The sequence below is a fragment of the Enterococcus mundtii genome (genome assembly GCF_002947535.1).
GTDB lineage: Bacteria > Bacillota > Bacilli > Lactobacillales > Enterococcaceae > Enterococcus_B > Enterococcus_B mundtii_B.
Genome location: NZ_PUAP01000026.1, coordinates 1 through 23,144 on the forward strand (window position 1 = coordinate 1; position 23,144 = coordinate 23,144).

The following is a 23,144-nucleotide window of genomic DNA, read 5'->3' on the forward strand; positions in this document are numbered from 1 at the left end:
ATTATTGCGTAATTTAAACAAAGACTAATGTTCTGACGAGTTGACTCGTTCGTATCAATGGTCAATCAGAGGTCGAGACAGAAGTGTTTAACCTCTAGAAATAAGGCACCACCCACGAAAATTGTTCTTCAAATTTTTGTGGGTGGCGCCTTATTTTTAGAAGAGGTTACTTCTGTTCTCCCCGTTTATTCGGTTTAAGGTGGTACGAGAGGGCTAATCCCCCACTCTCATCTAAAAACCAAAGAGTCGGTGTGCTAAAGTAACATCTGACCACAACACAGGATAGGAAAGACGCCATGAGTTGTCCTGTACCCACTGAATAAGCGGCAAATTTTTGGATTTTATCTCCTATTTCTCGGAGTTACTCACTAACAACCAATCCTCTCAGTGCAGAACGTTTCTTTCACACCGACTGTTCGCCTACGCTCTTTTCAATTTATTAAATTGATCGTACTCTACTTCAATATCTGTTATAGATAAGCGATTTGTTCGTAACAAATACTGATAATCATAGTAACTGGGTAAATATTTTAGTTCCAACAAGTTTTTTACAAACGAATTCGCTGCGATTTCGCTTGTCCTGCGAATATGAGCTTTTCGAGAGTAGCCAAAGATTCTTGCACTTTCGATCGGTGGAAATTGATCATAGATATGGTTACTTCCTTTTTCTTCTAAATAATGAAAGTACTCATGTGTCAAAATAATCTGTTTCATCTCTTTCAGGCTCAATTTGTTTACTTCTGCTAACTGAGCAATTGATTTTTCATATAAATAAACCAGATGATTCCCCTTCCGATCTGATTCGAACTGAGCGCGCATTTGTACTTTATAAAAAACTCCATCATGTTTTTCTTCTATAATCTTGATATTATTTTCTGAATATAAGTCAAAAATATCTTTCGATTTTATTTTTAAAGCAAAATCTTTACCGATAGCCAAAGACTTTTCAAGGTAGCTCAAGATATCTATTACCGGTATCTTATGAAAAAACATATCTTGTTTTAATTCCAAATACGCTAAAAATTCGTCTGTAAAATAATCCATTGTTACTCCTTCTTATTTATAAGCTACTGCAATGATTTCTTCTTTTTTATCTAAATTCTCTGTCTCAACATCCATGATCGACGTTAATTGTTCTAGAGTTTGCATACCAGTCAAGTCTAACATTTTTTCTCTAAAGAACAAGAAGACCTTAGGAATGGTTGCATTAGCATCCGAATAAATCGTATGTTCATCAATAAACGAAAGAAATTCTTCATTCGATTGGTTCTTAGAAAATTTGAAATAATGCGCATTGCTATGCTTGAAACGCACAACACCTTCACGATCAACGACACATACATTTGTACGTTTGCTCTTGAAAAAGAATTTCTTTTTAATGACTGTTGCATCCAGTAAATTCCAGCGTCCAACTTGTGCAGTAAGCATGATACTATTTGTGTCTAGTCCTAACGCTTCAGAAGTAATTGTTTTTAACTGGTCTTCAGTGACATCTGACGCCCCTAAGCTCTTTTGGCGTAGTTCTGTAGCGCCAGTCGCTACCGCACGAACGATATTACGTTGTGTATCAATTTCAATATTTACTTCAACAGTTTCTTCATTAGCACCAGATTGAACGATTTTTTCAATCACTTCCGCACGAATTTTTTTAATATCATTTTCACTTGGATTTGTGATGGAACGTTCGATTTGTTCGCGAACCATGGCTAATGCTACACCAATCGTTGAAATATAAGGCGCATTTTTTGCTAACTTCCACTTATAGTCAAAATGCTCCGCTAAGGCAGGTACCACGATTGCACCTGATCCACCACCGCCAACGAGTGTGATAAAGTTACGATCCATTTCGTATTCATCGATCAGATCATCGATAACTGGTTCTAATTTTTCCATCGCTAGCTTCATCACTACTTTGGCAGCTTCTTCAGCAGAGGTTCCTAAATACGAGCCTAACGCATCCCAAGCTTTTTTATTTGCTTCCGCATTTCCTTGCGCGTAATCATCTTCCGGTACATAACCTAGCAAATTGGCTGCTCCAGCTAAAGTATAAGAATAAGTATTTGTTCCTGTACCTTGAACAACTACGTATTCATTCGGATCTCCTTCTCTTGGAGAAACAAATTCGATCGACGGATCAGCTAAATTTTCTACGTCAGTAAAGCATTCATACTCTAAGCCAGCAATATGGGCACTCCGTGGACCTACATCAACGATTTTTTTGTCTTTCACACGGATCATGCTTCCCCCAGCAACTCCCAAAGTACGAACATCTAATGAGCGAAGGTATGTTTTATGTCCTCCAACATGGGCATATTTGATCATTACTTTCCCATTTTTTATGACAGAGATATCGACACTCGTTCCTCCAACTTCAAAAAAGATCCCATCACTAACTTTTTCATACATCAAAGCACCCGCAACTCCAGCGGCTAATCCTGATAGCATCGTTAAAATCGGACGTTGCCGGACTTCATTGATACTCATTACACCACCATCGCAACGCATGATCATTAACCCAGATTGGATTTTAGTATCTAATACTGCAGATTCAGTCATGTTAGCTGTTTGCATCATTTTTGGGATTAACGAAGCATTTACTACTGCAGTTCTTGTACGCATTTTCAGTCCATAGAGCTGAGAAATCTCATGTCCACCCGTAGCATACAATTTTTCTTCTTGAGCTTTTTGGATCACACGCATTTCATTCTCAGGATCATCCACAGAGTAGGCTTCACTAGCTACGATGACTTGGCAATCTTTACTGACTAACTCGTGGATATTCTTTTCAATCTCTTGCTCGGTTAATTTAGAGGAATCAACAAAGACATGTTCAGAATGCAAATACTTGTTTGGAGCTAATTCAATATGTTCGATGGCAGTCTCTTTTCTCGCAGTACGCGCATCCATACCGGTACCCATACCTACGATCCCAACTTTTGCTACATCCCCCTCAAGCAACGCATTCGTTGCTTGAGTCGTACCGTGGGCAATAAAAATGACATCTTCTGGTGCGATATTATTTTCAGCCAAAAGTTTTTGGATTATTTTTACGATCCCTCTGGCTACTCCTTCTTCATGTGTAGTTGGGATTTTTAATTTTGCAATCACTTCATATGTCTCATTATCGATTGCTACTGCATCCGTAAAAGTGCCACCTACATCAATTCCGATTCTTACTTTTTTCCCCATTTTCTCTACCTTCAATCTTTAATTAATATAGGAAGAACGAGGCGACAACTAAACCAACGAAAGTTGAAATTGCTACCCAGCCAATTGTTTTCTTCATTACTTCATTGACATCTGTTTTAATGAAATCTGAAACCCAGACATTGTGTGAATTCGTTGGATCACAAACAGATTGTACATTACTGTCCAAACGCAATGCGACCATCGCAGCAATCGGATTCATACCCCCAGCAACTAGCAGTGAAATGATCCCACTTCCTAACCCCCAAACATTTAGTGGACCACGATAAATTGCTAATGGTGAAAGAAGTCCAAAAATCAAAATAAACATCAATTGATTTTTAGGGATCATGATAGAGATCGCTGGTTGTAAAATAGTCGATACTTCAGAAGACATCACAGCATTCAGCAACATGCCAATACCGATCATCAAACCTGCAGCTCCTGCTACTTCTTGGATTCCTTCAACAAATGCGCTACTCACTACATGAATTGGATTTTTAGGTGTACTCAAAATCAAGGTTGCGATAATCCCCACAATAATCGCTGCAACTAATGGAACTTGGAAAGCAAAAACTAACACAACAGGAATGATTGGTGAAATCAAAGCAATGCTACGAATCTGACCATTCTTACCTTGCTTAGCAGGCATCGCCCATGCTTTACGGCGTTTCCCACTGAATTGAACATAATAAACGACCATGATCACAGCAATAATGATCAACGGTAGACCAACCATCCATGAATAAGAAGTAACTTCACTTAATTTCAAACCTAGTACATCAATATAGACAGCTAGCGTTGAAACAGAGAACGTTACACCAATACCATTTGCTAAAAGTAAAATGATCCCACTAACCATTGGTGATAGACCAGCCGAGATCATGATCGGTACAATAATCGTCCCAACTAAAATCACCATGCCTAGCCCATTACTTGCCGCAAAAATGATGGAACAAACTGCTAGAAAGGATAACGCAATCGGTAACGCCTTATCTCCAGCCATCTCTGCTGCTTTTTTAATGATCGTTTCAGTAACACCAACTTTAGATAGCACTTTTCCGAATAGCGATCCAAAAATCAATCCTGAAATTGCGGTAGACATCCGCATAGAACCGGCTTCCAAAACATCTTTAACAATTGTGAATTGCTCAGGATCTTTGGAGATGATAGTAATTCCTGCAATCAAAGAGATTGCAATTGCCATGATTGGTAATGCCAGAATGGTTGGTACCTTTCTCGTCATCATCAACCCAACTAAAACGAAGAATACTAAGAGTATCCCTACTAATTGTACTGTTGCCATTGTTTTCCTCCTAAATTTCGATGAAGCTTTTTTGCTCGATCAGTTTATTTTGTAGTTCTTTAATGTTGATTTCTCCAACTGTTTGTTCTTCTTTTGCTGCTATATAAGCTGCTGTTCCGGCAGCTTGTCCTAAGGCAGTCATCGTCGGTGTTGTCCGTATTGCTGCTTGGGCTTCAAAGGAAGCAGATACACACCTTCCAGTGACGATCAAATTATTGATCTCATTCGTGATCATGATTTCATAAGGAATGCGATAATAACTATCAAACACCGACTTATCGAATTTCTCATGAGCAACTTCTTCTGTTTGATTCGCATGTACGGAAACAGTTCCTTCACCTTTTGGGTTGTGGATATCGATTGGATAACCAGAATGGGCGATTGTTGATGCAAAAGGTTTATTCTCTAATACATCTTGATTTGTTAAAGTATATTTCCCTTTGATCTGTCTTGTTCCTCGTACACCAACACTTGGTCCGCTGTACGCAATTTTAGCATTTTCAAAACCTGGTACTGACTCTACTAAAAAATGATATAGTTCTTCACATTGCTTACGGCCAATCATTTCCGCCTTGGTCAGACCTTCAGCAGATACCCCACTCTCATTAATGATTCGTGAAGTATTCATAATGAATTCTCCTGGTACATTTGTTTCAAAGAAGAGGATATCTTCCCTTGGAATATTGATCCTACCTTCTTCCTTCGCTTGTTTAAATTCAGCATCAAAACCAACAAAAGATAAAATCTCGGTATTTTTCATGACGTTTAAGTCTCTATTTAATCGCGGAAATTTTTCTGGATCATCTAACACTGCAGCACGGAGTTTTTGTGTGTCAACGCCGTACACTTTTAGATTCATTGTCATCGGTTGCATGGCATTATCCGTTTCTCGTCCTAATTGGAATGGCACCTCAGACATTACCGCTAAATCTCCATCACCTGTTGCATCAATGAATACTTTACTTGAGATTTTGCTGATGCCATCTTTATTGACAACAGAGACATTTTTGATCTCGCCAGCTTCTTTCTCCAAGCCAATCAAATAAGTATGGAATAAAATAGAGGCACCTGACTCGCTGACCATCTCATCTAAAATGATTTTCAATCCTTCAGCTGAGAATGGCGTTACATAAGAGATATAATTCGTTGAATCTAGAACGTGTCCTGGAGAATAACCTCTCTCTACTAACCGTTCAACCATTTCTTGTCCTAATCCTAAAATTACTTGCTTATCTCCGGCAAAATAAGTCATCATGGGCCCAACACCGTTGGCTGTTAACGTTCCGCCAAAATAACCGTTTTGATCAATGATCAAAGTTTTTGCACCATTTCTGGCAGCAGCAATTGCTGCAAATGCTCCAGACATGCCTCCACCAACTACAACCACATCATAATTTTCTTTTAAACTAGATGAATCCAAAAAAACAACCCCTTTCTGTTTGCGCTTACAAAAATAATAATACACTATTTCCAAAAAGTGTCAATACTTATGGAAATTTTTTTCACTCAAATAAATGTGTAATATATTATTGGGATTATCTGATAATAACTCTTTTAAATTAGTATTTTATATCTTAAACGAATGAATAAAATCAGCAATTTAAAATAGTTGTAAAAATGGTTTTTTAACTTATTTTCATAAAAAGTCAATATAATAGAAAACTGCTAAGATACTTAACAAAGCTAATTTTATTCAGTAGTGTATGTTTATGTTTACTTGCTGTATTGTTTCGTCTTTGGTTGCTAAAAAATTGAGACGATTTTATAAAGCTTCTGGATAAACACAAAAAAACTACGGACACTTTCGCGTCCGTAGTTTCGTTTGCTAAGATTAAGACTGCAATAGTTCTTTTACGATAGCATTCACTTGATTTCCATCTGCTTTTCCTTTGACTTTAGGCATGATGACTCCCATGACTTTACCAAATTCTTTTGCAGATGAAGCACCTGTTTGCGTGATCGCATCTTGAACAAGTTGTCGAATTTCTTCTTCAGAAAGTTGTTCTGGCATATACTTTTCGACTATCACAATTTCACTTTTCACTTTTTCAGCTAAATCGTCACGTCCAGCTTCCTCGAATTCATGCAAAGAATCACGGCGTTGTTTCATTTCGCGAGACAACACTGTTAGTTCTTCTTCTTCTGTCAAGTCGTGACCTTCTTTAATTTGCTCGTTTTGTATAGATGACTTGATCATACGAATCACCTGTAAAGATTCTTTATCTTTAGCTTTCATCGCTGTCTTCATGTCATCGTTCAATCTACTTAGTAGTGACACACTACCAACTCCAATTCATCAAAGAACTAGAATTTTTTGCGTTTTCTAGCTGCTTCAGATTTTTTCTTACGCTTTACACTTGGTTTTTCGTAGAATTCACGTTTACGAGATTCTTGTAAAGTACCCGCTTTTGACACGGAACGTTTGAAGCGACGAAGAGCATCGTCAAGTGATTCGTTTTTGCGAACGACTGTTTTTGACATATTAATTCCCTCCCTCCGAGCTTAAAAAGTAACCGTAATTGTTATTGAAATGTTAATCTCAAGAAACAAGACTGTTCTATAAACATTATAGCTAAAGCAGTTTTGACCGTCAAGAGAATCTTATGATTTTTTTAAATAATCACCTGTTATTTTATTGAAAATTATTATTGACAGCTCTCACAGCGACCAAATATCTCAAAGCGATGTCCTTCAATGGTACACCCACTAAGTTGTTCTTCAAAATAATTCATTGGACACATATGGATTTCTTTTGTCGTCCCACAAACGGTACAAATAAAGTGGTGATGGTGCCCAATCTCGCCTTGACAACAATGAAAACGGAATTTCATTTCTCCATTTAGATCCGTTTCTTCCAAAAGATCTAATTCTGAAAAGTCATGTAAATTACGATAGATCGTATCATAGCTGACTCCTTTGAATTCCTGACTCATATAGTCAAAGACTTCTTTCGCAGAGACGTAACGATTACGTTTTATTAAATATGCCAGTAAGGCTTCACGCTTTTTGGTGTATTTGAACCCGTTATTTTTCAATGTTTCTAAAGATTGTTCGATCAATGTTTGTTTATTCATCATTATCCCCCAAATCAAAATGATTACGAAGTATGTACACTCGAGTATGGTATAATAAACCTAAAAAAAAAGCAAGTGAGGTTTTTTATTTATGACTGCCGAATCAAATGAAGTCGTCACCTTTTTTGTCATTTCAGACTCCGCAGGTGAAACAGCAACAAAACTAGCTCAAGCGACAATGGCGCAATATCCTTCAATTGAATTTAGCTTATTTCGACGAACCTTTGTAACAGATCCAGAGACGTTGCAGCGCGCACTAAATGATGCATTGTCAGAACAAGCATTAGTGCTCCATACCTTGATCAATCAAGAACTGGTCGATTTAACGAATGATTTTTGTCAAAAAAACAAGTTATACAGCTTTGATGTATTGACCCCGCCGATTGCAGAAATCGAGCGCTTGACTGGCATCAAACCGACACGTCAACCGGGCGCACTTCACTTATTGAATGAAAATTATTTCAAACGGATCAAAGCAATGGAGTTTGCAGTGAAATATGACGATGGAAAAGATCCTCGAGGTTTTTTGGAAGCCGATGTCGTTTTACTTGGTGTTTCTCGAACTTCTAAAACACCTTTAAGTTTGTTTCTAGCCAATAAAAATTTAAAAGTAGCGAATCTTCCACTGATACCACAAGCACACATCCCTAAACAGTTATGGGAAATCGACCCGAAAAAAATTGTTGGATTAACAAATAACCCAGATATTTTAAATAACATTCGTAAAGAACGCATGCGTTCATATGGTCTGAATCCAGATACTGCCTACTCAGATATCGAAAAAATTCGTGCAGAATTGGAATTTGCCAATGAACTTTATGAGAAATTAGGCTGTGTGGTCATCAATGTTGCTTCTCTTTCCATTGAAGAAACAGCTTCATTGATCTTGAATGAGCTAGAGCTGGAAGACCATAGCTATTATGGTACGGAAACTTCGGAAGAAAAATAGTTCTCTTTTCAAACGATAAAAACAGGATCTGATCGGCGCATCCTCGCCTTTCACATCCTGTTTTTAGTTACATTCGTTAATTCTTTTGATGTTCAACATGCTTGATCGTTTGTTCTAAAATATCCAATACATGGAAGTCATCCAAACTGTAAAGGATCGTTTTCCCTTCACGTCGTGATTTCACCACGTGGTTTTCACGTAACAGACGTAATTGATGGGACACAGCCGATTGTTCCATTTGAACAGATTGACTGATCGACGTCACATTTTTTTCACCATCTTTTAAATAAAGTAAAATATTCAAACGTGTCGGATCACTTAATACCTTGAATAATTGACTCACTTTTTCTACTTTAATGTTTTGATTCCCCGACAAACGATACACCTCCAAAAAAAGACTGACTACTAAAGTGTACCACTTTTTTCGTCAGTCTCAACTTTTTATTCTTCTGTCATTGATTTGATACTAGCTTCAAGCGCAGTGATTTTTTCTTGTGCTGCTTCATTCGAATCACCTTTGACACCAATATAAAATTTGATTTTTGGTTCCGTTCCAGAAGGACGGATCGCGATCCAACCGTCTTCTTCCAGTGTGTATTTCAATACATCTGAAGGTGGAGTCGTTAGTTTTTCTACATTTCCTTGGGCATCTGTTTTTGTTAGTGCCTTGAAATCTTCTGTTTGTAAAACTTTTTCGCCGGCAAATTCAGTTGGTGCATCTTTTCTGAATTTCTCCATCAGTGCAGCAATTTTCGCTGAACCTTCTTGACCACTCATTGTGACTGAAATTGTTTTTTCTGCATAATAGCCATACGTTTCAAAAATCGATTGCAAGCCGTCATAAAGGGTCTTATCTTGTTTTTTATAAAATGCAGCAACTTCTGCTAATAATAATAGTGCTTGGATCGCATCTTTATCGCGAACGAATGGTTTAACTAAATAACCGTAGCTTTCTTCAAAACCAAACATGAATGTATTCGCCTTTGTTTCTTCAAATTGTTGAATCTTTTCAGCAATAAATTTGAAGCCAGTCAAGACGTTCATCATTTCTACACCATAATGTCTAGCGATTGCTGTTGGTAGTTCACTTGAAACGATTGATTTCAAGACTGCCGCATTTTCTGGCAGTGTTCCTTTTTCTTGGTGCGCTTCCAGGATATATTGGACAAGCAAAGCGCCAATTTGATTTCCTGTCAATACTTTGTATGAACCGTCTGGCAAGCGTACAGCTGCACCTAGACGATCGGCATCTGGATCCGTAGCGATCAATAGATCTGCGCCTTCTTTTTCGCCTAAACGGATTGCATATTCAAAAGCAGAGTGCTCTTCTGGATTTGGTGATTTGACTGTGGTGAAGTCTGGGTCAGCGACTGCTTGCTCAGGAACCAAGACAAATTGTTCAAATCCAGCTTGAGTCAACGCACGCTCGCCTAACATTTTGCCTGTTCCGTGTAACGGCGTGAAGACTAGCTTCAATTCTTTCCCTAATGTTTCTACTAATTCATGATTGATCGTCACTGCTTTGATTTCTTCCAAGTACGCTTGGTCGATTTCTTCGCCGATGATCGTGATCAAATCACTATTTTTCGCATGTTCTTCTGCTAAAACTTCTACTTTTAATGGATTGCTTATGTTTCGTACATATTTTGTCAATGCATCTGCATCAGCAGGCGGCATTTGTCCACCATCTTCGCCATAAACTTTATAGCCATTATATGCCGCTGGATTATGAGAAGCTGTAACCATGATCCCAGCGAATGCGTTAAGATGACGAACCGCAAATGAAAGCTCTGGAGTTGGACGTAAGCTTTCAAATACAAAAGACGGAATACCATGTTGCGCTAAAGTTTTCGCCGCTTCCATCGCAAATTCCGGGGATTGATGACGGGAATCATAAGCAATTGCCACACCACGTTTTTTAGTTTCTGCTCCTTGTTCATCCATAAATTGCGCAAGCCCTTCTGTTGCTTGACGTACAGTATAGATGTTCATTCGATTGATTCCAGGTCCTAAGATCCCGCGCATTCCTGCTGTACCAAATTCCAAAGGTGCGTAGAACGCATCTTCTAATTTTTCAGGATTTTCACTTAATTCTTTTAATTGTTTTTTTAAATTTTCTTCTAATGATTCTTCAGTTGCCCATTGCTCGTAAACTTGTTTCCAAGACATGAAGCCGACACCTCTTTCTAAAAATATGTTCCTTTCTAAGTATAGCATTCTCTTTTTAGATAGCAAAGCATAAGAAAAAGGACGATGACATTCATCATCGTCCTTCTCGCTTTCTACATCATTAGTTATCCTTGAGCGTTTGATGTTTCTTCTAAAGCTTCCAAGTATTTATACACTTGTTGTCCAGCAATCCCGCCATCGCCTACTGCTGTAGTGATTTGGCGCAGATCTTTTTCTCGTACATCGCCAATGGCAAATACGCCAGGCATGTTCGTACGCATATCTTGATCTGTTGGTATCCAGCCAGCATCATTCGTGAGTCCGGCTTTGCGGAAAGGTTCAGTCAATGGATCTAGTCCAACGTAGATGAACACACCATCAGCTGCTAATTCGATTTCTTCCCCTGTTTTTGCGTTGTGCCCTTTGACACCAGTGACGACCATATCGTTCCCGACGATCTCATCAGTGATCGTATCCCAAACAAACGAGATTTTTTCATTTGCAAATGCACGATCTTGGATGATCTTTTGCGCTCTCAATTCATCACGACGATGAACGACAACGACTTCTGAAGCGAATTGAGTCAAATACACGGCTTCTTCTACCGCAGAATCGCCACCACCGATCACGACTAAGCGTTTGTTACGGAAAAATGCACCGTCACAAACTGCACAGTAAGAAACACCACGGCCAGCATATTCTTCTTCGCCTGGCACCCCTAGTTTACGATGGATACAGCCAGTCGCAATGATGACTGTTTTCGCTTCGTAGCTTTTATCTTCACAGATCACTTCTTTATAGTTGCCATGATCTTTGATATCTTGGACGATACCATAGACATTTTCAGTTCCAAATCGTGAAACACCTTCATACATTTTATACGCAAGGTCTGGACCCATGATCGAATCAAATCCAGGATAATTTTCTACTTCTGCGGTATTGTTCATTTGCCCGCCAGGTGCCCCTTGTTCGATCATCGCTACTGATAAGTTTGATCTTGAAGCATATAAAGCAGCGGTCATGCCAGCAGGCCCTGCGCCAATTACGATTACATCATACATATGTAGATTCCTCCGTTTTAAAATCAAGTAAGCCTACTTTACAGCCAATCACACAAAAAGTCTATTGTTCTGCCTACGAGTTTCGAATAGATATATTATACTCGAAATCGATAGACAAAAACAATAGACATTCTTATTCTATCCTATTCATTTTCTAGGTTTTCACCATTCGAAGCAATCACTTGTTTGTACCAATCAAATGATTTTTTCTTCGTTCGTTTCAATGTACCATTGCCTTCATTGTCACGATCAACATAGATAAAACCATAGCGTTTCTTCATTTCACCTGTCCCAGCAGAAACTAGATCGATACATCCCCAAGTCGTATAACCTAAAAGATCAACACCATCTAATTCAACTGCATCTTTCATCGCTTGGATGTGGGAAGCAAGATATGAAATGCGATAGTCATCTTCCACATAGCCATTCTCATTCGGAGTATCTACCGCGCCCAAACCATTTTCAACAATAAACAATGGCTTTTGATACCGATCATAAATATCATTCAATGTCACCCGTAAACCTAATGGGTCAATTTGCCAACCCCATTCACTTGCTTCTAGATAAGGGTTTTTCGTTGATTCAAAGATATTTCCTGCTGTTTGTTCTAATAATTTTGGATCGGTTGTTGAAACACGAGAAGAATAATAAGAGAATGAAATAAAATCAACGGTATGTTGTTTCAATAATTCTAAGTCTCCTGGTTCCATGTTGATCTCGATCCCTTGGCGTTCCATTTCTTTTAGCGCATATGCTGGGTATTCTCCTCTTGACTGTACATCGATAAAGAAATAATTTTCACGGTCTGCTTGGCGTGAAGCCCAGACATCTTCTGGTTTACATGAATAAGGATAGTAAGCTCCCGCAGCTAACATACAGCCGACTTTATTCTCAGGGTCCACTTCATGGGCGATTTTCGTGGCAATCGCACTCGCTAGTAACTCATGGTGGGCTGCTTGATATTTGACTTGCTCTACATTGTCGCCTTCTTCAAAATACAAGCCAGCGCCCATGAACGGTGCATGTAAAATCATGTTGATTTCATTAAAGGTCAACCAGTATTTTACTAATCCTTTGTAGCGGTTAAAAATCACGTGACAAAGGTTTTCATAAAATCCGACTAATTCACGAGAACGCCATGCCCCATATTCTTTGACTAGATGCATCGGGCAGTCAAAATGAGTGATCGTTACTAAGGGTTCGATCCCATACTTTTGACATTCTTTAAAGACATCTTCATAGAATTTCAACCCTTCTTCGTTTGGCTCTTTCTCATCACCTAATGGAAAAATACGGCTCCAGGCAATCGATAGACGGTAGGTTTTAAAGCCCATTTCTGCAAATAAGGCAATATCTTCTTTATAGTGATGGTACATATCGATCGCTTCTTTTGCTGGATAAAAATGTTCGTCATCAAACTCAAACATTTTTTGTTGACCGGTAATCACTGGAAAACGATCTGGACCAATCGGCACGACATCTACGTTGGCTAAGCCGCGCCCTCCTTCGTCGTATCCACCTTCACATTGATTGGCAGCTGTTGCGCCACCCCATAAAAAGTCTTTTCTAAATCCCATCGTTGTTATACTCCTTCCACTACACGTTTTTCTGACAATTCTCTTGCTAATTCATCTTGCACTTCGATGCCTTCTGCTGTTAAGCGATCGATGGCTTCTTTAAATTGTGGTAAATACTCTTGATGAGCAATAAATAATTCATCCATCATACGTTTTGCTGTTTTACCAGAACGAACTAATGGGTTGATCGTAAATGCTTGTAACGCCGTCCCGTAATCACCTGTGACAGCTGCTTCGATCGTCAACAACTCCATATTTTTCATCACTTGTAACCAGCCACGTTCTGCTGTAGGTAATGAACCAAAAGCAACACTTCTTGCTCCTTGCGCGCCTACATACGCTGTTACTTCAACGACACAGTCTGCTGGTAGATCAGGCACTGCCCCATTGTTTTTCGTTGAGACAACGATTTGAGTTTCTTTATTGCCATAGATCGAAGCAATCGTTTCACACGCAGCATCCGAATAATAGGCACCGCCTCGTTGTTGTAATTGTTCTGGTTTATGATCGAGTTGCGGATCTTTGTATAGCTCAAACAATTCCGCTTCTGTTTGTTTGACTTGTTGTGCTCGCGTTCCGATCGTGTGGTATTCTTCCAACGCATGCTCCAACATTTCTTCTTCACGATAGTAATAGCGGTGATAGCCACAAGGAATCATTTTCATCTGATCGAGTTGTTCTCTAAAGAATGGCACATCGAATATGTTTTTTGGCAACCCGTTATCTTCCGCATAAAGTTGTTCGATCAAATCTTCTGTACGATCATTTCCTTTTGCATCCGCTACTTTGTGCCAATGGAAATGGTTCAGCCCAGCAAATTTATAAATCAACTCTTCTTTCTTTTCACTGATCATGACTGGCTCTGTCATCATTGCCATTACTGGTACATTGCACAATCCAATCACTTTGTCCCATTTCCCATAACGAACGACTGCTTCAGTCACCATACCGCTTGGATTCGCGAAATTGATCAACCAAGCGTTCGGACAGAGGCGTTTCATGTCTTCAACTACTGCTAAAATGACTGGGATCGTACGAAATGCTTTGAACATTCCCCCAGCTCCATTGGTTTCTTGGCCTAACATGCCGTAGTACGCTGGAATGCGTTCGTCTTTAACACGAGCATCCAATTGACCGACCCGAAATTGTGTAGTGACAAAGTCCGCATCTTTCAATGCTTCTTCGCGATCTAAGGTGGCATAGATTTTCACGTCATATGGAGAAGCATCCCACATCCGTTGGGCCATTTCACTGACGATCGCTAGTTTTTCACGCCCAGCTTCGATATCGACTAACCAGATTTCACGAATCGGCAATTCATCGTAACGTTTGATGAATCCTTCCATTAGTTCCGGTGTGTAACTACTTCCGCCACCAATTGTCGCGATCTTGATTCCTTGATTCATACACTCACTCCTTCGTCTTTTTTACAACTCTATTATCATTTTTGTAAATAAAAGTCACAATACTTTTTGATCAATTTGAATAACCATTTACAAAATGATCGATATTCTTGCATTTTTTTGTAAATTTATTGCGCATAACAAAAAGAAAAATAATGAGAAAGTCCAAATAAAACCTAATTTTTTAATCAAAATAAACGAGTAAAGGTATTACTTCTCTTTTTTTTGTTTCATTGACACACTAAATAATACCGTTTACAATTATTTTACATATTTTTAACTAAAAACGTAAAAAAGAGGAGCGAATTATGCTACTAAAGGAAAAGCTTAAACAAATCAACTTTTCACCTTCAGAAAGCGAAGTCATCCGTTTTCTCCAAGCCAATGAAACAACTCTGGCCGATCGAACGATTCAACAAATTGCTGAAACTTGCTATGTCCATCCTTCTACTTTGATTCGGATCGCCAAAAAAATGGGTTTTCACGGATGGGTGGATTTTAGAGATGCGTTCATTGCTGAAACAGAATATCTACAAGGAAACTTTCAAGAAGTGGACGCCAATCTCCCTTTTTCCGAAAATGAAGGCATCATGACGATCGCTAATCGGATTGCGGCACTTGAACGTATGACGATCCAAGATACGTTATCCTTGTTGATGCACGACGATCTCCAACAAGCAAAGCAACTTCTGCTGCGATCCAATAAAATCGTATTATTTTCGAGTGATACCAACACATTGATTGCTCAATCATTCAAATTGAAAATGAATCGGATCAAACAAGAAGTGACCATCGTGCCCACATCTGGCGAGTCCTATTACGATGCCTACAATTGTCAGCCTGAAAACTGTGCGATCTTGATCTCTTATACGGGAGAAAATCAGATGATGCTTCGGACTGCTGAAATTTTAAAAGAAAAAAATGTTCCGATTTTATCGTTGACGAGCATCGGTGAGTCCAGTTTGTCCACAGCGAGCGATGTGGTATTGCGCCTGACAACACGTGAACGATTGTACTCAAAAATCAGTAGTTTCACGATCAATACGTCGATCTCCTATTTGTTGGATGTGTTATATAGTTGTGTCTTTGCTGAACATTATCGTGAGAACCTCGATTATTTGATCGAAGTCGGGCAAAAAGTCGATACACGGCAGATCAGTTCATCCATTATGAAAGAAGAACTATTTACCGATTCAATCGAAGATGGCGATTAGTCTACTTTTATAGCGGGAACGATCAGAAAGATTCGTTCAGAACAAAGTTGCTCCTTGAAATTCATTCTCTAATTAAATAGCTGAACTTCTAAGAAAATAAGCCGTAACATCCAAAATATGAGAGGAAACCCTCGGATGTTACGACTTTTTTTGGAATCAGGTACTTAGAAACATTCTCCTGTGGAAAAATACTTTTTAACACTAAGCTAACTTTCTAAAACCTTGATCTAAAAGGCTTTGAACTCATCAAGTCAACGCTGTGATCAACTCATCCCCATTCGTCACGATCTTCGATTGATTCTCGACGATATCGAGGTAATCTGCTGAATTGGTAATAATGACAGGGGTTTCTACACTATAGCCTTCACTTTCGATCGCATTGATATCAAATCGCAATAAGACGTCTCCTTGTTTCACTTTATCCCCTTGTTTCACAAAAGACTCAAAATGTTTCCCTTCCAATTGTACAGTGTCTAACCCAACATGAATCAACAGTTCTAATCCACTTTCAGAAACTAAACCAATCGCATGTTTTGAAGGAAATAACGTCATCACTGTCCCATCGAATGGTGCAACGACTTCCCCTTTTTCTGGATAGATCAAGATTCCTCGTCCTAACGCGCCTTTAGCAAATGCTTGGTCTTTTGCTTCGCTTAAAGATGCAATACCACCTTGGATCGGTGTTTTGACGATTTCTTTGATTTTACTTTCTTTTTTCTCAGGTACTACTTCTTCGGTATCTTTCCAGAACAAGAAAGTCAAAGTAAAACCAATCGTTGCTGCAATTGCAATACCGATAAAGGCATTGTACATGCCACTTGCATCGCTACCACTAATGAAATTGACAACACCAAAGATTCCCAAGCCACCCATTGTATAACCTGTCGTACCACTCATCATCAAATAGATACCAGAGAGCGAGCCACCAATCATTGAATAAATGAACGGGGTCTTTTTAGGTAAAGTGATCCCATAGATGGCTGGTTCTGTTACGCCAAAGATTCCTGAGATAAAGGCAGGCATACATAATGCTTTCATTTTCTTGTCTTTAAACTTGAAGTACATTGCTAACACAACAGCAGTTTGTGCAAAACTTGCCCCAAAAACACCTACCAGCATTTGACTTGAGCCATTTTGTGCTAGTTGCATGATCGCCAAAGGAATGATACTCCAATGTAGACCGAAAATAACTAATACTTGCCAGAAGAAACCTAGGACCCCACCATATAATGCTGGTGAAAAATCCATCAATGCTTGGAAACCTGCACTCAACCACTCTGTTAACAAGCTAACGATTGGACCAATCACCAAAAAGCCGATCGGTAGAGCAATCAATAAAACCATAAAAGGAACAACAAATGTTTGGACAACGGTTGGTACGATCTTCTTCGCAAATTTTTGGACTTGTGCCGCAAAAGCAATAATGAAGATGACTGGAACAACACTTGATGTATAGGAAGCTCCTACCCAGGGAATACCCAAGAAACTTTCATACGCGGGCAATCCTAAAAGGCTAAGCGGCGCAGCTGCACCTTGATTTGCTGCTTCAAAGCCACTTTGTAATGCCGGTCCTTGCACGGTCGGATAGACAAGGGCTGCACCGATCACGATGCCGACCATTGGATTCAATTTGAATTTTTTAGCTGCTGTATACCCTAAAATAACTGGCATGAAATAAAAGATCGAATCACCGATCCCATTTAACATGATATAAGTTCCAGAAGTCTGTTCATAGAATCCTAAAAAGATAAATAACGCATTCAATCCTTTGACCATCCCGGCAGCGGCTAGAGCACCTAAGAAAGGTTGGAAACAACCACTCAAAATATCGATCAAACGATTAAAAATATTGCCTTTCGCAGGAGCTAATTCAGCATCCTCTGAGATTCCTGCTACACTCAAGACATCTGCATATACGTCTGGGACATGATTACCGATGACTACTTGGTATTGCCCACCGCTTTTCATGACGGTCACGACACCATCCATATTCTTCAGTGTCTCATCAGCTGCTTTACTTTCGTCTTTTAACCGAAACCGCAAACGAGTCACACAGTGCGTCAAACTACTGATATTTTCTTTTCCGCCAACATATTTCACGATTTCTTTTGCTAAATCTTGGTATTTTCCCATGTTCTTTTCCTCCAATTGTTTGATTGAAGGTTTAGCCAACTCAATGTCACTATCCTTTGGTACCCATTCGTTGAACCCACGGCCCTCCTTTTAATGATTTTTTAAATGATTATTATCTGCCAAACGAGCCAGATGGATCGTTAAGTAGACAATTTCATCGTCTGACATATGATAATTAAATGTTTCCTGTAAGAATAAAGCGATTTTGTCCACGCAGCCAGAGGCCGTTTGGTACTTTCGCTGGATCATCTGGATCAATTCTTCTTCAACCTCACCCTCATAGGTGATAGACGTATTCATCACACGGCTAAGAAAAAAACGAAGATGCGTAACAAATCGGAAAAAATAAATCGATTCTTCATCGAAGGGTGTTTGATAATAATAGCGAACGATATTCAAGATATCCTGAATGGTTTTCGTAAACTGATACATATTATTCATACTATCTTGTTCTGATTGTGCATTGACTAAATGAAGGGCAATAAATCCAGCTTCATTTTCGGATAAATCGAATCCATATTTATGATGGACTCTTTCAATCGTTTTTTTGCCTATTTGGTATTCTCTCGGAAATAATTGCTTGATATCATATAATAAAACATTCGGTAACCCCACGCCGGTTTTATAACGTTTGATCGCATTGTACAAATGATCGGTCAAGGAAATATAAATGGATTCATTCAATGTCACATCCAATTTTTCTTTCGTATACTCGATGATCTCGTAGGAGAGTTCGAGGTATTCCATCGGGATATCCTCCGCTAATTTTTGAAAATGTTTAGACAGTCGATCATCCGTCAAGTGAAATTCCTTATCTACACCCGCTTCTAAAATGGCATCACCGATCTTTTTTTTGAACGCCAATCCTTTTCCCATAACGATCATTTCTCGATTTAATTTGTCCCTTGTGACAACGACATTATTATTTAGAATTTTTTCAATCCGCATAATATCCCCTTTCTATGATTGTCACTCCTAAAAAAACAAAAAAACCCAAAAAGTCAGCCATGGAATCGATTCATGGTGACTGATTAGGTTTAGCTTGCGTGATGCAATCACTATCCAACAGTATGTTCTTTTCTTCATATTAGCGAAACAATTTTAAAATATCAACGCTTTCTTTTGTGTTATTTCTATATTTACCAAAAAAATTCTTACAAGCTGCAGGGAAACTACCACTTCACTAGAACAACAATTAAATTGACAGTCAAACAGTTGATCGACTTCTTTAATTTTGAATAAAGTCGCTATCAATCAAGTCATTTAAAAATAAGCCTTGATACCCAAAGTTGGAACGATTTTGGGTACAAGGCTTATTTCTCTAACCTGAACGATTCTATCACAGGCTAGTATAAATAGTGTTTAAAAAGTAATCCTCTATTATTCACTTTGTAGTCTGTACATATCTGCATATAGTCCTTCTTCGGCTAACAGTGTTTCATGATTGCCACGCTCTACGATATGTCCTTTGTCCAGTACGAGGATCAACTCTGCATCGCGGATCGTCGAAAGTCGATGGGCGATGGCAATCGTTGTCCGACCTTGACGCATCTTCGCAAGTCCTTCTTGGATCAAGACTTCTGTTTCTGTATCGATATTCGCCGTTGCTTCGTCCAGAACTAAGATTTTAGGGTCAGTAACAATCGTTCTGGCAAACGTGATCAATTGGCGTTGCCCACTTGAATAGCTTGCCCCTCTTTCAATTACTTTTGAATGATACCCTTTCGGCAATTCTTCGATGAATTGATTCGCTTGGACAAACTCGGCGGCTTCACGTATTTGCTCGTCTGTGATCTCTGGATTCATCATCCGGATGTTTCCAGCGATATCCCCATAAAATAAGAACGCATCCTGTAATACTAAGCCCATTTTATTGCGTAATTCAGCAATCGGATATTCACGAATGTCATGGTCATCGATCAAGATCTGTCCTTCATAAAACTCATAAAAACGCATCAATACATTGATGATCGAACTTTTCCCACTTCCTGTATGCCCGACTAATGCCACCGTTTCTCCTGGATTAGCAACAAATGAAATATTGTTCAACACGTTGTTTTTTCCATCATAGGAAAAGCTAACATTGCGAAACTCGATTTTCCCAGCAGTGATCGTCCGATCCGCTGCTTCCTTTTGCTGTGGTGCATATTCTTCCGTATCCATGATTTTCAAGATACGGCTCCCTGCAACTGTTCCATCAGTAAAGACACTTAAGAAGTCCATCATTTGTGACATCGGATTAAAGAATCCTTGAACATAGGTGGTAAATGCAAAGATCAAGCCGACTTCAACTGGTGAATGTAAGGCATCGAGTCCGAATAACGTCAAAGTCAAGGCAATCGCTAAAGCATATAAAAAACTGATGATTGGACTCAAAAGAATCGAATTTGTCTTGATCATAGCATAACGAGTTGCTAGATACTCTTCATTGACTTCCTCAAATTCTTTTGCCAAGCGCGATTCTTGACGAAATTGTTGGATGATCCGCATCCCAGAAATCGATTCATTTAGTTTTGTGTTCAATTGACTCAAGCGTTCACGCATATTTCGATAGATCCTTGAACTGAATTTTTGATAATACCAAATCACTACTCCTAAAATCGGTAAAAAGATCAGACACCATAACGCGATTTTTTGATTGATTTGAAACATCGCAATAAATGAAGAGATCACGGCAAAAATCCCTGTTAAAACCATCAGAAAGACATACCAAAATTCAAACAGTGTTTCTGTGTCATTGGTCACACGAGAAACCGTCGATCCAGCTGGCGTTTGATCAAAGTACCGCATTCCTAATGTATGCAGTTTTTCAAACAGCTTTACACGGATATGTTGGTAGGTCTTCAATGACGCCATCGAATATAAATACCATTGGAAAAACCAAATGATACTTTTGACAATGACCCCAAAAAGATAAAGCCCTGCAAAGAAAAGAATGACTTGTGTGGTTGCTGACTGCTTCGCTAAATGTTCATCCATGAATGTTTGGATGATTCTTGGCAATAGCACATTGATGACTGATAAGACTAAAGCAAATAAAATCGCAATGATGAATGTCGAGCGAAAGGGTTTAGCAAAATGCATCAACCGTTTAATGATCGAAGCTTGTTCTTTATAGGTCATAGATTTTGACCATTCCGACTGATATTGATCTTCCATTATTCGCCACCGCCTTCAATTTTTGCTTCTAATTGTTGTTTCTGCCACATTTGTTCGTACCAACCACCAAGAGCTAACAACTCGTGATGCGTGCCACGTTCAACGATCCGACCATGATCGATGACGATGATTTCATTGGCGTGCATGACACTACTTAAACGATGGGCAGCAATGATCGTTGTTTTGTTTTTCCGTTCTGCTTTAAGGTTACGTAAGATTGCTTCTTCTGTTTTTGCGTCGACAGCGGACAATGCGTCGTCTAAAATCAATAATTCAGGACTTTGGATCAATGCACGAGCAATCGACAACCGTTGCTTCTGTCCACCAGACAAGGAGACGCCACGCTCTCCGACCATCGTCTGGTATCCTTCCGGCAATCCTTTGATCTCTTTGTTGATATACGCCAATTCCGCTGCTTCTTCCACTTCTTCTGGTGATTTCTGTGAATTGGAAAAGCGGATATTGTCTAGGATCGTCATCGAAAACAAGAAATGATCTTGCGGCACGTAACCGATCGAGCGCAATAAGGCATCCAATGAGTATTCCTTGATCGTTCGTCCGCCAAACTTGATTTCTCCTTGGTAATGGTCATACTCACGCATCAATAATTTGATGATCGTGGTCTTACCGGCACCTGTTTTACCAACGATGCCTAACGTATCACCTTCATTGATCGCAAATTTGATGTGTTCTAATGCTGGCTGTTCATCGTCTGGATAGGTGAATTGTGTGATTGCCACATTCAACTCACCTTTTGCTGGTGTCATTTCTGCTCCTACTTTTTCGACGATATGTGTTTTCTCATGCAATAGTTCATTGACACGATCATACGAAGCGTTCCCTCTTTCTAGTACATTGAACAGACGTCCAATCGCAAACATTGGCCAGACAAGCATGCCGATATAACTGATAAAGGAAACCATCTGCCCAATTGAGATCGTACCATCTAAGACATAACGGCCACCTAAAATAATTGTCGCTACATAGGATAAGCCAATGATCAATGTGATGAAGGGATCAAAAAGGGCATCTAAAAAGTTTACTCGCTTATTTTTCTCGATCGCGTCATCAATCTTTTCTTGGAAATCTTCCAAGTCTTGTTTTTCTTGACCAAATGTTTTGATGACTTTGATGCCTGTGATACTTTCTTGCGTTTTATCGTTGATACTTGAAAAGGCTTCTTGTGAATCACGAAACGCATCGTGTAATTTTGAACCTAAGATCCTTGAAGTGACCGCTAATAATGGCAATGGGATCAATGCAATCAATGTCAAGCGCCAATCAATGAATAAAACCATCGCAATGATCGTCGTGCCTCCAGTGATCACTGAATCTGCAAATGTTAAAATTCCTGCACCAGCCACATTTTGGATGGCGTTCAAATCATTCGTTGCATGCGCCATCAAATCACCCGTCCGGTATTTTTGATAGAACAAGCTATCCATTCGCGTAAAATGAGCAAATAGACGCTGACGTAATTCTTTTTCGAGCCTAGCTGCACTGCCCCAAATGTTCATTCGCCAAATATAGCGAAAAAGATATTGCAAAAAAGCTGCAATGATCAATACACCTATCCACAATGCAATGATTTGCATCGAGATGTTTTGATCGGCGATTTCATCGATAATGATCCCGATGACTTTAGGTGGGATCAACTGCACTAATGCCACCGCGAATAAAGAAAATACGCCAATCAAATAGTGCTTTTTCTCTTGTTTAAAAAACCAACCCAATTTTCTGAAAATCGACATATATTTCCTCCTTCTAACTCCTAAAAAATTCCATTTATTTCCGAGGTTGAATTGCATCCTCAGATATCGTTGATCACAATCGAAAAAATATGATCGTCATACAATTTGTAAAAATAATCGTTGATCGGCATGAATGAATGCGCTTTTCTCAAATTGAGAAAA

General features: G+C 39.1%; 18 protein-coding genes. 2 read left to right on the forward strand and 16 right to left on the reverse strand.

The window, feature by feature from the left end; translation table 11 throughout:
• Window positions 1-420: 420 nt before the first annotated feature.
• The 7 genes from CUS89_RS07885 to CUS89_RS07915 form a co-directional block, all read right to left on the reverse strand.
• Window positions 421-1,044, reverse strand: a complete 624-nt coding sequence (locus CUS89_RS07885) for a hypothetical protein (RefSeq protein ID WP_104871702.1) — start codon at window positions 1,042-1,044, stop codon at window positions 421-423.
• A 12-nt stretch (window positions 1,045-1,056) separates the two neighbouring features.
• On the reverse strand, window positions 1,057-3,189 hold the full coding sequence (locus CUS89_RS07890) for a hydantoinase/oxoprolinase family protein (RefSeq protein WP_104871703.1): 2,133 nt from the start codon (window positions 3,187-3,189) through the stop codon (window positions 1,057-1,059).
• A 22-nt stretch (window positions 3,190-3,211) separates the two neighbouring features.
• Window positions 3,212-4,492 (reverse strand): citrate transporter, encoded by a 1,281-nt coding sequence (locus CUS89_RS07895; RefSeq protein ID WP_104871704.1) that lies wholly within the window; start codon window positions 4,490-4,492, stop codon window positions 3,212-3,214.
• Window positions 4,493-4,502: 10 nt separating this feature from the next.
• Window positions 4,503-5,912: an FAD-dependent oxidoreductase gene (locus CUS89_RS07900; RefSeq protein ID WP_258082404.1), complete on the reverse strand. Its 1,410-nt coding sequence runs from the start codon at window positions 5,910-5,912 to the stop codon at window positions 4,503-4,505.
• A 411-nt stretch (window positions 5,913-6,323) separates the two neighbouring features.
• Window positions 6,324-6,770 (reverse strand): GatB/YqeY domain-containing protein, encoded by a 447-nt coding sequence (locus CUS89_RS07905; RefSeq protein ID WP_010734957.1) that lies wholly within the window; start codon window positions 6,768-6,770, stop codon window positions 6,324-6,326.
• A gap of 26 nt (window positions 6,771-6,796) precedes the next feature.
• Window positions 6,797-6,973 carry a 30S ribosomal protein S21 gene (gene rpsU, locus CUS89_RS07910; RefSeq protein ID WP_002356740.1) on the reverse strand — a complete coding sequence of 59 codons (177 nt, stop codon included), beginning with the start codon at window positions 6,971-6,973 and terminating at the stop codon, window positions 6,797-6,799.
• A 164-nt stretch (window positions 6,974-7,137) separates the two neighbouring features.
• Window positions 7,138-7,566, reverse strand: a complete 429-nt coding sequence (locus CUS89_RS07915) for a Fur family transcriptional regulator (RefSeq protein WP_010734956.1) — start codon at window positions 7,564-7,566, stop codon at window positions 7,138-7,140.
• A gap of 91 nt (window positions 7,567-7,657) precedes the next feature.
• Between CUS89_RS07915 and CUS89_RS07920 the strand changes: the two genes are divergently transcribed.
• Entirely contained in the window at window positions 7,658-8,515 is an 858-nt protein-coding gene (locus tag CUS89_RS07920) for a pyruvate, water dikinase regulatory protein (RefSeq protein WP_065095734.1), read from the forward strand.
• A gap of 76 nt (window positions 8,516-8,591) precedes the next feature.
• On the opposite strand, the gene CUS89_RS07925 is transcribed toward CUS89_RS07920, so the two are convergent.
• From CUS89_RS07925 to CUS89_RS07945, 5 genes are all read right to left on the reverse strand, one after another.
• Window positions 8,592-8,891 (reverse strand): ArsR/SmtB family transcription factor, encoded by a 300-nt coding sequence (locus CUS89_RS07925; protein ID WP_065095735.1) that lies wholly within the window; start codon window positions 8,889-8,891, stop codon window positions 8,592-8,594.
• A 65-nt stretch (window positions 8,892-8,956) separates the two neighbouring features.
• Complete coding sequence (locus CUS89_RS07930) at window positions 8,957-10,684, reverse strand: phospho-sugar mutase (RefSeq protein ID WP_104871705.1); 1,728 nt, start codon at window positions 10,682-10,684, stop codon at window positions 8,957-8,959.
• 125 nt (window positions 10,685-10,809) lie between these two features.
• Window positions 10,810-11,745: a thioredoxin-disulfide reductase gene (trxB, locus tag CUS89_RS07935; protein WP_104871706.1), complete on the reverse strand. Its 936-nt coding sequence runs from the start codon at window positions 11,743-11,745 to the stop codon at window positions 10,810-10,812.
• Window positions 11,746-11,888: 143 nt separating this feature from the next.
• Window positions 11,889-13,322: a 6-phospho-beta-glucosidase gene (locus CUS89_RS07940; protein ID WP_104871707.1), complete on the reverse strand. Its 1,434-nt coding sequence runs from the start codon at window positions 13,320-13,322 to the stop codon at window positions 11,889-11,891.
• Between the two features lie 5 nt (window positions 13,323-13,327).
• Entirely contained in the window at window positions 13,328-14,728 is a 1,401-nt protein-coding gene (locus CUS89_RS07945) for a 6-phospho-beta-glucosidase (protein ID WP_019724139.1), read from the reverse strand.
• Between the two features lie 305 nt (window positions 14,729-15,033).
• Here CUS89_RS07945 and CUS89_RS07950 point away from each other — a divergent pair, with 305 nt between their 5' ends.
• Window positions 15,034-15,939 carry a MurR/RpiR family transcriptional regulator gene (locus tag CUS89_RS07950; protein WP_023520007.1) on the forward strand — a complete coding sequence of 302 codons (906 nt, stop codon included), beginning with the start codon at window positions 15,034-15,036 and terminating at the stop codon, window positions 15,937-15,939.
• 246 nt (window positions 15,940-16,185) lie between these two features.
• Here the strand turns inward: CUS89_RS07950 and CUS89_RS07955 are convergent, their stop codons facing one another.
• The 4 genes from CUS89_RS07955 to CUS89_RS07970 all read right to left on the reverse strand — a co-directional run bounded on the left by CUS89_RS07955 (window position 16,186) and on the right by CUS89_RS07970 (window position 22,982).
• Complete coding sequence (locus tag CUS89_RS07955) at window positions 16,186-18,072, reverse strand: beta-glucoside-specific PTS transporter subunit IIABC (RefSeq protein WP_104871708.1); 1,887 nt, start codon at window positions 18,070-18,072, stop codon at window positions 16,186-16,188.
• Between the two features lie 90 nt (window positions 18,073-18,162).
• Window positions 18,163-19,020 (reverse strand): BglG family transcription antiterminator LicT, encoded by an 858-nt coding sequence (licT, locus tag CUS89_RS07960; RefSeq protein ID WP_104871709.1) that lies wholly within the window; start codon window positions 19,018-19,020, stop codon window positions 18,163-18,165.
• 432 nt (window positions 19,021-19,452) lie between these two features.
• Window positions 19,453-21,231, reverse strand: coding sequence for an ABC transporter ATP-binding protein (locus tag CUS89_RS07965; RefSeq protein WP_104871710.1), 1,779 nt, complete (start codon window positions 21,229-21,231; stop codon window positions 19,453-19,455).
• Window positions 21,231-22,982 carry an ABC transporter ATP-binding protein gene (locus CUS89_RS07970; protein WP_104871711.1) on the reverse strand — a complete coding sequence of 584 codons (1,752 nt, stop codon included), beginning with the start codon at window positions 22,980-22,982 and terminating at the stop codon, window positions 21,231-21,233. Before CUS89_RS07970 ends, CUS89_RS07965 begins: the two co-directional genes overlap by 1 nt.
• Between the last annotated feature and the right edge of the window lie 162 nt (window positions 22,983-23,144).